Below are 12,561 nucleotides of genomic sequence, written 5' to 3'. Positions count from 1 at the left end.
CACCGACTAACATTCCCCCTACCGCGATGAACCAAACCCCTCGCTTGCTGGCCGCCGTCGATATGGGCTCCAACAGCTTCCGCCTGATGATCGGCCGGGTGGACGAGAGCCTGACCGCATCCGGGCCGGCCAGCCAGATTTTCCAGGTCGACGCGCTGCGCGAGCCCGTGCGCTTGGCTGCGGGCCTGACGCCCGACAAATACCTGGACCAGCCGGCTCGCCGCCGCGGCATCGACGCGCTGCGGCGTTTCGGCGACCGCTTGCGCGATTTCTCCGCGGACCATGTGCGTGCTGTGGCCACCAATACGCTGCGGGTGGCCAAGAACGCTTCGGAATTCCTCATCGAGGCCGAGCATGCGCTGGGATTCCCGATCGAGGTGATTGCCGGGCGGGAAGAGGCGCGGCTGATCTACCTGGGGGCCTCGCACGATGCGCCGGCCTGCGCGGGCAATCGGCTGGTGGTTGATATCGGTGGCGGTTCGACCGAGTTCATCATTGGCAGTGGCTACTCGTCCAAGCTGATGGAGAGCCTGTACATCGGCTGCGTCTCGCACAGCCGGCAATTCTTTCCCAGTGGCAACGTCGATGAATACGCGATGAAGCAGGCGGAACTGGCCGCGCGCCGGGAGATCCAGGTGCTGGTGCGCCAGTACCGCGCCGCCGGCTGGCAGCAGGCGGTGGGATCGTCCGGCACGGCGCGCGCGCTGGCTGAATTGATCGAGCTGAACGGCATGAACGACAACCCGGCCGAGCACGGCATCACCCGTGAAGGTCTGGAACGTCTCAAGCGCGCGCTGGTCAAGGCGGAGAACGCCAACCGGGTCAAGCTGGTCGGGCTGAAGGCGGACCGCATTCCCGTGTTGCCCGGCGGCCTGTCGATCATGCTCGGCGTGTTCGCCGAACTCGATATCGAGCGCATGGACGTGACCGATGGCGCGCTGCGCCTCGGCGTGCTGTACGACCTGCTCGGCCGCACGCATCACGAGGATATGCGCACCATTACCGTCGATCAGTTCATGCGACGCTATGGCGTGGACCGTGCCCAGGCGCAGCGCGTGCGACAGGCCGCGCTGGGCTTGCTGGCACAGTTTCCCGAGCCGCGCAATGAGCGCCGCGATGACAATCTTGCGCTGCTGGGCTGGGCTGGCGGGCTGCACGAGATCGGCATGACCATCTCGCACAGTGGCTATCACAAACACTCGGCGTATATCGCCACCCACGCCGACATGCCTGGCTTCTCCAAGACCGACCAGGCACGGCTGGCGACGCTACTGCTCGGACACGCCGGCAAGCTGGGCAAGCTGTCAGGCAGCGGGAAGTTCCTCGACTGGCGCATGCTGTTCAGCCTGCGCCTGGCCTTCGTGCTGTGCCGGCGCCGCGCCGACGAGCCGCTGCCGGAGATCACCGTTGGTCAGCGCTCGGACGAACTGGATGAGGGCTTCGAAGTCCGCTTGCCGAAGGCCTGGATCGAAGCCAATCCGCTGGTGGAATACAGCCTGGCGCAGGAAGCCGATGAGTGGGAACGTATCGGCAAGCGCTACAAGGTGGTCTACGCCTGAGCAAGAGGGCGGGGGCCGGCCGGCAGGCGGCCCCCGGTCAATGACCCGATGTTGCCTGTGCGAGCCAGCGCTCGCGCAGGAACTGTCCGGATCAGGCGCCGCGGTTCAGGCCGAGGAAATGGCGCGCGTAGCGGGGGTTCATATCGTTCACGCGCAGCAGCGTGAGGAAGTCCGCGACGTTGAAGTCGGGATCCCAGGCCGGCATGCCGCAAATGCGCGCGCCGAGCCGCAGGTAGCCCTTGATCAGTGCCGGCGGTTCCACCTCCAGCGTCTGGTTCAGCTCATCGATCGGCAAGGCCAGGCGCGGGAAGGCGTGGTATTCGATCGGCGCCAGGGCACGCTCCGCGAAGACGCGGTAAAGGCTGGCCGCATAGTGGCCGCCGTCGCTCATCGGCACGCTCGCGCATCCTAGCATCGACTCGATTCCCCAGCGCTGCAGGTACTCGCCAAGGCCCCCCCACAGCGCCATGATCACGCTGCCCGAACGGTAGTCCCGGTGCACGCAGGAGCGCCCCAGTTCGACCATCTTGGGTTTGAGGTGGGCCAGGCGCACCAGGTCGAATTCCGACTCGGCATAGAGGCAGCCGATGCGCTTGGCCTGGTGCGGCGCCATGACGCGGTACGTGCCGACCACCTTGAGCGTGGTCATGTCGCGCACGATCAGGTGGTCGCAATAGGCGTCGAACATATCCACGTCGAGTTCCGGCGTCGACGGGTTCAGCCTTGCGCCCATTTCTTCGGCAAAGACTTTGTAGCGCAGGCGTTGCGCCTCGACTACTTCGTCCTGGTGGCGCGCCCACGCCACGCTGAAAGCAGGCTGTTCATGCCCTTGTTCATTTGCCTGTGCAGGTTGCTGGCGATGAAGACGCCTCCGCGCCGAATGGCCGGAGAGGCCATTGGGCAAGGAATCGAACAACGGCTGGGTGGGCGTCGGTAGCTCTCGCATCAGTATGTCCTTACGGTGACGAAACTGTTGCGGTCGAATGTAGAGAGGGCAGGTGACAGTGCCGTGAAGCCGCTGTGACGGTTCGGTGACGATGGCCAGGCAAGTGGAGCCTGCCTGGCCCGGGAGGCAAGAAATCTCTGGAAAAGTCAGAGAAATTCAGGATTGATGACGGCCCGCAGCACCACCTGGGATTCGCTTTCGCGGGTGCGGCCCGATAGCCACCAGATGCCGCTCTTACGCACGCTCCAGTTCATCTCGGTGCCTGCCAGCATCAGGCTGGCAAGGCGGCCTAGCCACGGCTGGTGGCCTACGAGGACAGTGTGCTCGGCGCCCTGCGGCCAGTCGACCGCGGCCAGTACCGAACTGACGTCGGCGCCTGGAGCGAGCTCGGGCAATATCTCGGCGTTCTCCCGCAGGGCGGCGGCGGTCTCGCGGGTGCGCAGCGCCGGACTGCAGACAACACGCGTGCCGGCCGGAAGGTGCGCGCGCAGCCAGGCTGCCGAGGCATCCGCCTGCTTATGGCCGCGCCTTGTCAATGGGCGCTGCAGGTCGGCATTGCGGCTGAGGCCGAGCGAGCCAGGCAACTCTTCGGCTTCGGCATGGCGCCAAAGGATCAGATTCATGGGGGCGGGGTATTCGGACTAGGGGGGTGGCTTGAGTATGGCTACGCCTGCAGGTGCATGCAAGGCGGGCAAACACCGGCCAAACGGGCTTGCAGCATCGCAAGCCCGGATGACGCGCATGTGACGGGCACCTCATGCCAAGACCGCCGGAAACGCATACGGCGCCAGCACGTGGATGCCAGGCCTGGGGGATCAGGCCGGCGTTGCCACGGCGACGCTTCCGGCAGGCCCTTGCCGGTACCAAAGCGGTACCAATGGCCAGATGTTTCCCTGGGCCGGACCGCCGCTATGCGGTGCCCTGGGAGCGCGCTTGGCGCAACGCTCGCTGGCGGCGAGCGTGGAAGAAGATCAGACTTTGTGGCGGAAGTTAATGCGGCCCTTGGTCAAGTCGTAGGGCGACATTTCCAGCGTCACGCGGTCACCGGCCAGGATGCGGATGCGGTGTTTCTGCATCTTGCCCGAGGCATAGGCCCAGATTTCCACGCCGTTTTCCAGCGTTACGCGGTAACGATTGTCGGGCAGGGCTTCCGAGACAACGCCGCCAAATTCAATGAGTTCTTCCTTAGCCAATCTTCTTCCTTTACGGCAGCCTTGGGCTGCATGATTTAGGTAAATCCGGTGAGGCGAGCGCGGGCTTGCCGCCTGCTGACTCGCGAGGTCCGGGTGCCAGCAGTGACAAGCGCCGGCTTGCTTGGTTGCGCCTTGGAGTTGCGGGAGGCAAGCTGACCCGGACCGGCACGGCCGAAGCGCGTGCAACGTGGTCCACGTTAGGGAATCGCCAGGGGGCGCGTCAGTGCCCGGCCGATTGCCTTGCCGGTTGCGGCCCAAGCTAATGCGGCCGAGCTACCGTGATAGGCGCGGGGCAATGAAGCGGGCAAGATGTTCCCGGTGGCTTGCCGATACTGCGTCGCAGTATAAATTGCGGCTTGATTGCAGATTTCGGCAAGGGCGCCCGGTTACAGGGCATGCTGCATACACCCCGGGCTAACGCGCGATTATACCATGCCAGTGCTGCCCGGGCGTGGTGTGCTCTCGGGTACCTTGTTGGTTTCCACTCGCAAAAACACGAAAAAAAGCCCGCGGCCGGGTAGGTGACGGGCTAAAAGTGGTGTGGGCGTTCTGCGGATCCGCCCGCGATCAGTGTCGTCGTTCCGGCTCTCGCGGGGCATCCCATGTTTATGGCATTGCCATGGAATTGGTGCGGCGCAGTGGAGGGGGCGGCAGGCGAGTGGCCGAGATTCGGCCCATGTACCAACAGTGGACGAAAAAAAGGCTTAGACCCTATGGTCTAAGCCTTTGATCATATTGCCAAATACTGGTCGGGGCGACATGATTCGAACATGCGACCCTCTGATCCCAAATCAGATGCGCTACCAGGCTGCGCTACGCCCCGAAGCGTCGGATTGTAGCCCGGCTGGGGGGCACGGGTCAAATTTTACTTTTGCACCGGCCGCGCATGGCGCTGGCCGGTGCCGGTAGCGCTGCCGTATTCGATGGGTAAGGTTCGCTTGACTTGGTCGCAAGCGCTGACATAATCCGCACACCGCAGCGGCCAGACCCCGCGCCCGGTCAGGCGCAAGGGGAAGCGTGCCGCCTGCCGGACTGGCGCCGAGCATGAAAACAAGAGTGCCCTCGCCACGATCGCGAGGCCCAGCCCTCGTCCGCCGGGGCGCATGAAGTCGGTCAGATGCGTAAAAAGAATGAATGGCGAAAACCTTGGGTCCGCGCGGGTCCTGGGGCGCAAGGTGGCGTGATGGAACGCCACCTGCCAAGTTGGACGGGGAAATCATGTTTCAGTCGCAAGTTAGTATGCTCGTCGCGGGTCTATTCGGGTTGCAGATGGCAGTGGTATTCGCCGTCTTGCAGCGCACACCGGGTATGGGCCGGGCGGGCTTGAATTCCTGGGCGGTTGGCGACCTGTTGGTAACGGCCGCCACGGTCTTGCTTGCCGCGCATGACTATCTGCCGGAATGGCTGACGCTCAATCTGGCGGACATGGTCATGACCGCGGCGCTGTCCTTGATGGTTTACGGCACGCGCTGCTTCTTCGGCAGGCGTGGGCGCGCGGGCGCACTCTGCCTGCTGAATCTTGCGGTGCTGGCCGGTGCGGTCTACTTCGATTGGTCGGGGGCGCCGCCATCGGGGCCGGCGCTGCTCTTCGCCCTGGCCAATATCTATCTTCCGCTCGCGTTGCTGCGCGTCGTGGCGGCGCAAGTGCCGGCCAAGCGCGGCACCGGGCGGCTGGCGGCGCTGTCGCTTGGGTTGATCGCGCTCGCCTGCGCGGGTATGGGCGTCTATCAGGCAGCCGACCTGGCCCTGCTTCCTGCCGGGCTCGCCTGGCTGGCGAAGGGGCCACCCGAGGGAACGTTCACCCTCCTGCACGCCTTCGGCATCGTCAGCCTGTCGGTCAGCTTCGCGCTGATGGCCCACGACAGYCTGCGCCGCCGGCTCGAGCATCGCGCCAGTTATGACGATCTTACCGATTTGCTGACGCGCGGCGCTTACTGGGAGGCGCTGGAGGATGCCTGCAAGCAGGCGGACCGCCTGCAACGTCCTTTGACCGTGGCCTTCATCGATCTTGATCACTTCAAGGCCATCAACGATCTCTACGGCCACCTCGCCGGCGACAGCGTGCTGCGCCACTTCAGCGGGTTGCTGCGCAAGTCGGTGCGCACGGGCGATTTCGTCGGCCGGCTGGGTGGGGAAGAGTTCGGCATCGTGATGCCCGATGCGTCACTGGACCAGGGGCGGGCGATCAGCTTGCGGTTGAATATGCTGGTGCGCGCAACGCCATGCCCGTCCGAGCCGGATGCGATCTCCTACACGGTCAGCGTCGGCATGGCCGAGCGGCTGCCGGGAGAGGGCGCGGATGCGCTGATGCGCCGAGCCGACAATGCCCTCTACGACGCCAAGACAATGGGTCGGAATTGCGTTTCCACGCAGCCCGTCGAGCGAATTGCCGGCATGGCAAAGACACCGCGCATGCGGATTTCGCAGGCATCGTGACGATTGCCTGTGCGGCGCGCCGTGTCGGGGCGGTAGGATAGGCTGCGGCTCTGAGGTAGAATACCGGGCTTCGTATCGGTAGTCTTCAGCAGTTTCCACGTATCCGCCCTTAGCTCAGTTGGATAGAGCACTCGCCTTCTAAGCGAGCGGTCACACGTTCGAATCGTGTAGGGCGGGCCACCTTCTCCCGCATTCCCCACAAGTCCGGATTAAGATTCCAGGGTTGAGCCGCGGTTTTTGGCCACGGTCTCGTTTCCCGAGGTGTCCCCATGGCAAAGTCCCCGGCAGGCAGTGCCAGGAAGCTGCGTCAATGGTTGGCCGGCGGCGCCTGCCTGTTGTTGCTGGCTGCTGCTGCCCGCCATGCCTTGTTCCTGGCCGTTGAACGTGATGCGTTCGAACCCAAGCCGGCCGGCTCCGCCGATGCCATGACCCCCGACCGCCTGGGCGCCCCGTCACGCCAGTTCGCTTTTTCCAGCGGGGCGCGCACGTTGCGCGGCTCTTGCGTATTGGTGCAGGCAGCCGAGGCGCCTGCCGTGCTGATCTATCACGGCGACGAGGAGAACCTGTCCGACTGGGCCAGCGCCCAGGCGCTGCTTTACCGTAACGGTGTTTCTTCCTGTGTGTTCGACTACAGCGGCTACGGCGCCAGCGACGGCAAGCCCGGCGTTGTCAACCTGCATGAAGATGGCGTGGCCGCTTACGGGCAGTTCCTTGCCGCTACGCCGTTGTCGTCCCGGCGCTATGTGATGGGATTTTCGCTGGGCTCAGCGGTGCTGCTTGATGTGATATCCACATTGCGCCCGGCGCCGGCTGGCCTGGTGATTGCCGCCGGATTCACGTCCGCGCGCGAGGCGGCGGTGGTGACAGGGCGGGTGCCGGCGTGGTTGGCGCGGCTGTTGCCCGAGCCGTGGGACAACGAGATGCACTTGCGTAATTTGCAGTTGCCGCTGCTGCTTGTGCACAGCCGCGCGGATGAGGTGATTCCCTTCGCGCATGCCGAGCGGCTGGAGCGTGCCGCCGCGGGGGCGCGGCGACTGGTGGCGTTGCCGGCGTTGCCGCACGATGCGGCGATCGAACCGGAGCGTCAGGATGCCTTCTGGGCGCCGATCATTGCTTATCTGCGCTCGGGTCTCCTGCCCGCGCCGGGCCCCGATTAGTTGGCGCGTGCCATGCGCGGTGGTCCCGGTGCCAGCTCGCCGCAGGCACTAAAAAGGGGCGCCGGCCAAAGCCGGGCGCCCCTTTTTTGCGATGGCCGGCCGCCCAGGCGGCCGCACCCGGATTACGCTTCTTCGGGCAGGCTCGCGCCCACCGTGTTGAAGCCGGCGTCGACGTAGGTGATCTCGCCGGTCACACCGCTGGCCAGGTCGGACAGCAGGAATGCGGCCACGTTGCCGACCTCGTCGATGGTCACATTTCGGCGCAGCGGCGCTGCTTCCTCGATATGGCCCAGCAGCTTGCCGAAGCCCTTGATGCCGGAGGCAGCCAGGGTCTTGATCGGGCCCGCCGAGATGCCGTTGGCACGGATGCCGCGCGGGCCTACCGAGGCGGCCAGGTAGCGCACGCTGGCTTCCAGCGAGGCTTTGGCCAGGCCCATGGTGTTGTAGTTCGGCACCACGCGCTCCGCGCCCAGATAGGTCAGCGTCAGCAGCGAGGCCTTGTCCGACAGCATGGGCAGTGCGGCCTTGGCCAGCGCCGGGAAGCTGTAGGCGGAAATGTCGTGCGCCACGCGGAAGGATTCGCGCGAGAGGCCCTCGAGGAAGTCGCCGGCGATCGCTTCGCGCGGTGCGAAGCCGATCGAGTGCACCAGCCCGTCGAGCTTGTCCCAGCTCTGGCCCAGTGCGGCGAAGGTGGCGGCGATTTGCTCGTCGCTGCCGACATCGCATTCGAACACCAGACTGCTGCCAAACTCCTTGGCAAAATCGTTGATGCGGTCCTTGAAACGCTCGCCGACATAAGTAAAGGCGAGTTCCGCGCCTTCGCGCTTGCAGGCCGATGCGATGCCATAGGCAATCGAGCGGTTGGACAGCAAGCCGGTAATCAGGATTCGCTTACCTGCGAGAAATCCCATAACTTCTCCAATGATGTTCGAGGTGGACGGGCACGGTTCGTGCAATCGCGTCCGGGTTGCAGCGCGCGCCGCGGTGGCTGCTTGGCAGCAGGCTGACGACCGGCAAACTAGCGGTGCCGCGTACTGGAATGTCCGGATGGCTGAATGCCGGCCGAACCCATGTAAAATTGTCTCATAACTTGACCGCGCCGCAGACGGCCGCGGACGAATCCGATTCAGGTGGAGGACCCCAACCGGATGTCTATTCGCGCACGTAGACCGCTTCAGGCGGCATGGCAGCGCTTCCGCACGATTGCGGCGCTGGGCTGTGGACTAGTAGCCCTGTGTGCCGCGGGTTTTCCCTTATCCGCTGGCGCGGCCCATGGTTTCGCGCAGTATGGCGGCCTCAAGTATCCCGCCGACTTCACCCATTTCGATTACGTCAATCCGGACGCGCCACGCGGCGGCACGCTGACGCTCGCGAATCCGGATCGCCGCACCAGCTTCGACAAGTTCAACCCGTTTACGCTCAAGGGTACCTCCGCCCCCGGCGTGAATTCGCTGATGTTCGAATCCCTGCTGATCGCCAGCGCCGACGAAACCGCCAGCGCCTATGGCTTGCTGGCCGACGACGTGACCGTGGCGGCGGACGAGCTGTCCGTCTCCTTTCACATTCGGCCGCAGGCGCGCTTCAGCAACGGCGATCCGGTGCTGGCCAGCGATGTCAAGTATTCCTACGACATGCTGATGAGCAAGGCATCCAGCCCAGGCTACCGCAGCATGTGCACCGATGTGAAAGCCGTCACTGTGGTGGATCCGCACACGGTGCGCTTCGATTTCAAGCAGCGCAATGTCGAGTTGCCGCTGATTGTCGGTTCGCTGCCGGTCTTTTCGAAGAAGTGGACCGCCACGGTACCGTTCGACAAGCTGACCTTCGAGGATCCCGTGGCCAGCGGGCCCTACCTGATCGAGCGCTACGATGCCGGGCGCGGCATCAGTTTCAAGCGCAATCCAGCCTATTGGGGCAAGGACCTGGCGGTGCGGCGCGGCACCTTTAACTTCGATCGCGTGGTCTACCGCCTCTACAAGGACGAGACCGCCAAGCTGGAAGCCTTCAAGGCCGGCGAGTTCGACGCCATCGTCGAGTACAAGGCCAAGAGCTGGGCCAAGAGCTATGAGGGCAAGCGCTTTAGCAACGGCGAGTTGGTGAAGACCGATTTTCCGCATCGCAACGGAGCCGGCATGCAAGGCTTCGTCATGAATATGCGCAAGCCGGTGTTCCAGGATGTGCGGGTCAGGCAAGCCATGATCCTGGCGCTGGATTTCGAGTGGCTGAACCGCCAGCTTTTCTACGGTGCTTACCGGCGTCTCGATAGCTGGTTCYCCAACAGCGAACTGGCAGCCAGTGCCACCTTCGACGGCCGGCCAGGCCCCGGCGAGCTGGCGCTGCTGGAGCCGCTGCGCACACAGTTGGCGCCGGAGGTATTCGGGCCTATCGTGACGATGCCTACCACCAATCCGCCGCGCTCCCTGCGGGACAACCTGCGCGAGGCGCGCAGGTTGCTGGCGCAGGCGGGGTGGACCTACACGGATGGTGCGCTGCGCAATGCCAAGGGTGAACCTTTCGTCTTCGAGTTCCTGGATGACGGCGGCGCCATGAGCCGCGTCATTACCACTTATGTGCGCAACCTGGAAAAGCTGGGCATGGAGGTGAACCAGCGCACCACCGATTTCGCGCTATACCAGAAGCGGTTGGAGGACTTCGACTTCGATATGGTGTCGATCCGCTTCCCGGATTCGCAGAGCCCCGGCAACGAACTGCGCGACCGCTTCAACAGCGAAGCCGCAGGCACGCCCGGTTCCGATAATCTGTTCGGCCTGAAATCGCCCGCCATCGACCGGTTGGTGGACAATGTCCTGCACGCCCATACGCGCGAGGAACTGGTCAACGCCGGGCGCGCGCTGGACCGCGTGCTGATGCACGGCTACTACATCGTGCCCAACTGGTATAGCGCCTCGCACCGGGTGTCATATCGGAAAGAGCTGGTCTATCCGCAGCGCTTGCCGCACTACTACACGGCCGAAGGCTGGATACTGAGCGATTGGTGGCGTGCCGACACCAAGCCGGCCGCTCAATAAGCGCGACAAGGAAACAAGATGCTCGCCTATCTGCTCAAGCGCGTATTGCTGATGATCCCGACCCTGATCGGCGTCATCACCCTCACCTTCGCGGTGATCCAGTTCGTGCCGGGGGGGCCGGTCGAGCAGATGATGCTCGAGCTCAAGGGCAGGGGAGGCGGTGGCGGCGAGGCCAGCGGCGGCGGCGCGGAATACCGCGGCCGGCGCGGCGTGGACCCCGAGAAGATCAAGGAGATCCAGGCCCTGTACGGCTTCGACAAGCCGCCGCTGGAGCGCTACTTCATGATGCTCAAGCGCTTCGCCCAGTTCGACCTGGGGCAGAGCTATTTCCAGCACCGCAGCGTGTGGGAGCTGGTGAAGTCGAAGATGCCGGTCTCCGTCAGCCTGGGTCTATGGACCTTCTTCCTGACCTACCTGATATCGGTGCCGCTCGGTATCTCCAAGGCGATCCGGGCGGGCAGCCGCTTCGATGTGGTGACCAGCATGGTGGTGCTGGTGGGCTATGCCATTCCCGGCTTCGTGCTGGGTGTGTTGCTGCTGGTGCTGTTCGGGGGCGGCACGTTCGTGCAGTGGTTCCCGCTGCGCGGGCTCACGTCGGACAACTGGGAGCAGCTCTCGCTGATGGGCAAGGTAATGGATTACCTTTGGCACCTGGTGCTGCCGATCACCGCATCGGTGGTGGGCAGTTTTGCCGTGGTTACCATGCTGACCAAGAACGCTTTCCTCGAAGAGATTCGCAAGCAATACGTGCTGACCGCCCGCGCCAAGGGCCTGGCGGAGCGGCGCGTGCTGTGGAAGCACATCTTCCGCAACGCGCTGATCCCGCTTGTGACCGGTTTCCCGGCGGCCTTTATCGGTGCTTTCTTCACGGGTTCCCTGCTGATCGAAACGCTGTTCTCGCTCGACGGACTCGGCCTGCTGTCCTATGAGGCCGTGCTGCGGCGCGATTACCCGGTCGTGCTGGGCACGCTCTACCTGTTCACCCTGATCGGCCTGGTGACCCGGCTGATTTCCGATGTCTGCTATGTGATGGTCGACCCGCGCATCCACTTCGAGGCAGTGCACCGATGAAATTCCGCTCGCGCACGCTCCCCAACGGGCTGCCGCATTCGCCCTCGCCGCGCCAGCGAGCCTGGCAGCGGTTTCGCCGCAATCGCCTCGGCTACTGGAGCCTGATCCTCTTTGTTGCCATCTTCCTCCTCAGCCTGGTTGCCGAGACCTTGTCGAGCGACAGGCCGCTGGTGGTGAAGTACAAGGGCGAATGGTATTTCCCCATCGTCAAGACCTACGCCGAGAACACCTTCGACGGAGACTTTCCTACCAGGGCGGACTACCTCGATCCCTTTATCCGCGACCGCATCACCAGCAATGGCAATTTCGCGATCTTTCCGCCCAACCGCTATTCGTACGATTCGATCAACTATTTCTCCAAGGAACCCAATCCGGCGCCGCCTTCGGCGGAGAACTGGCTGGGTACCGACGACCGCGGGCGCGACGTGCTGGCACGGCTGCTCTACGGCTTTCGCGTCTCCGTGCTGTTCAGCCTGGCCCTGACCCTGATCGGCGTGGTGATCGGCACCCTGACGGGCGCCCTGATGGGCTTCTTCGGCGGGCGCTTCGACCTGTTCTCGCAGCGCGCCATCGAGATCTGGAGCTCGATGCCCGAGCTCTATCTGCTGATCATCTTCGCCTCGATCTTCACGCCAAGCCTGGCGCTGCTGATCATCCTGCTCTCGCTGTTCGGCTGGATGGGTTTGTCCGACTACGTGCGCGCCGAGTTCTACCGCAATCGCTCGCTCGATTACGTCAAGGCGGCACGGGCGCTCGGACTCTCCAACGTACAGATCATGTGGCGCCACATCCTGCCCAACAGCCTGACGCCCGTCATCACCTTCCTGCCATTCCGCATGAGCGCCGCCATCCTGGCCCTGACCAGCCTCGACTTCCTTGGCCTGGGCGTGCCGCCCACCACCCCTAGCCTGGGTGAGTTGCTGGCGCAGGGCAAGGCCAACCTCGATGCCTGGTGGATTTCCTTGTCGACCTTCGCCGTGCTGGTGGTGACCCTGCTGCTGCTGACCTTCATGGGCGACGCGCTGCGCGATGCCTTCGATACGCGCCTGGGCCTGGCCCAGCTACGCGGACGGGTCGAGCCGAAGGCGCCGGAAGGTTCGCCCGCGGCCGAGGTGACGCCATGAGCGCGCTGTCGCAAGCCAGCACCGTGAATGGTGTGCAAGCGGTGCA

General features: G+C 64.2%; 10 protein-coding genes and 2 tRNA genes. 7 read left to right on the top strand and 5 right to left on the bottom strand.

The genetic code is table 11. From position 1 onward, the window contains the following. The first annotated feature begins 26 nt into the window (after nucleotides 1–26). The gene (gene ppx, locus AC1DT6_RS21325) at nucleotides 27–1,559 is read left to right on the top strand and encodes an exopolyphosphatase (RefSeq protein ID WP_441627440.1); all 1,533 of its coding nucleotides are present in this window, start codon (nucleotides 27–29) and stop codon (nucleotides 1,557–1,559) included. A gap of 91 nt (nucleotides 1,560–1,650) precedes the next feature. Here ppx and AC1DT6_RS21320 read toward each other — a convergent pair whose 3' ends face one another. The 4 genes from AC1DT6_RS21320 to AC1DT6_RS21305 all read right to left on the bottom strand — a co-directional run bounded on the left by AC1DT6_RS21320 (nucleotide 1,651) and on the right by AC1DT6_RS21305 (nucleotide 4,521). Next, nucleotides 1,651–2,505, bottom strand: a complete 855-nt coding sequence (locus tag AC1DT6_RS21320) for a GNAT family N-acetyltransferase (protein WP_081862006.1) — start codon at nucleotides 2,503–2,505, stop codon at nucleotides 1,651–1,653. A 146-nt stretch (nucleotides 2,506–2,651) separates the two neighbouring features. Then, on the bottom strand, nucleotides 2,652–3,128 hold the full coding sequence (locus AC1DT6_RS21315) for a SixA phosphatase family protein (protein ID WP_035860512.1): 477 nt from the start codon (nucleotides 3,126–3,128) through the stop codon (nucleotides 2,652–2,654). Between the two features lie 348 nt (nucleotides 3,129–3,476). Next, complete coding sequence (infA, locus tag AC1DT6_RS21310) at nucleotides 3,477–3,698, bottom strand: translation initiation factor IF-1 (protein WP_006157708.1); 222 nt, start codon at nucleotides 3,696–3,698, stop codon at nucleotides 3,477–3,479. A 746-nt stretch (nucleotides 3,699–4,444) separates the two neighbouring features. After that, nucleotides 4,445–4,521: transfer RNA gene (locus tag AC1DT6_RS21305), tRNA-Pro, on the bottom strand. 395 nt (nucleotides 4,522–4,916) lie between these two features. On the opposite strand from AC1DT6_RS21305, the gene AC1DT6_RS21300 reads away from it, so the two are divergent. The 3 genes from AC1DT6_RS21300 (at nucleotide 4,917) to AC1DT6_RS21290 (ending at nucleotide 7,291) form a co-directional block, all read left to right on the top strand. After that, complete coding sequence (locus AC1DT6_RS21300) at nucleotides 4,917–6,134, top strand: GGDEF domain-containing protein (protein ID WP_441627437.1); 1,218 nt, start codon at nucleotides 4,917–4,919, stop codon at nucleotides 6,132–6,134. Between the two features lie 103 nt (nucleotides 6,135–6,237). After that, nucleotides 6,238–6,314 (top strand) — tRNA-Arg (locus AC1DT6_RS21295). 89 nt (nucleotides 6,315–6,403) lie between these two features. After that, the gene (locus tag AC1DT6_RS21290; protein WP_477103523.1) at nucleotides 6,404–7,291 is read left to right on the top strand and encodes an alpha/beta hydrolase; all 888 of its coding nucleotides are present in this window, start codon (nucleotides 6,404–6,406) and stop codon (nucleotides 7,289–7,291) included. Between the two features lie 122 nt (nucleotides 7,292–7,413). On the opposite strand, the gene fabI is transcribed toward AC1DT6_RS21290, so the two are convergent. Next, nucleotides 7,414–8,202, bottom strand: a complete 789-nt coding sequence (gene fabI / locus AC1DT6_RS21285) for an enoyl-ACP reductase FabI (protein WP_035860500.1) — start codon at nucleotides 8,200–8,202, stop codon at nucleotides 7,414–7,416. Between the two features lie 237 nt (nucleotides 8,203–8,439). Between fabI and AC1DT6_RS21280 the strand changes: the two genes are divergently transcribed. From AC1DT6_RS21280 to AC1DT6_RS21270, 3 genes are read left to right on the top strand one after another with little or no spacing between them, the layout of a single operon-like run. Further along, nucleotides 8,440–10,320 (top strand): extracellular solute-binding protein, encoded by a 1,881-nt coding sequence (locus AC1DT6_RS21280; RefSeq protein ID WP_477114881.1) that lies wholly within the window; start codon nucleotides 8,440–8,442, stop codon nucleotides 10,318–10,320. Nucleotides 10,321–10,338: 18 nt separating this feature from the next. Then, complete coding sequence (locus AC1DT6_RS21275; protein WP_441627430.1) at nucleotides 10,339–11,391, top strand: microcin C ABC transporter permease YejB; 1,053 nt, start codon at nucleotides 10,339–10,341, stop codon at nucleotides 11,389–11,391. Further along, the gene (locus tag AC1DT6_RS21270) at nucleotides 11,388–12,515 is read left to right on the top strand and encodes an ABC transporter permease (RefSeq protein WP_035860490.1); all 1,128 of its coding nucleotides are present in this window, start codon (nucleotides 11,388–11,390) and stop codon (nucleotides 12,513–12,515) included. Before AC1DT6_RS21275 ends, AC1DT6_RS21270 begins: the two co-directional genes overlap by 4 nt. The last annotated feature ends 46 nt before the right edge of the window (nucleotides 12,516–12,561 follow it).

The sequence above is a fragment of the Cupriavidus sp. 01L45 genome (assembly GCF_056399885.1).
The sequence above is the reverse complement of the archived record's forward strand: the minus strand, read 5'-3'. Positions and strand labels throughout refer to the sequence as shown.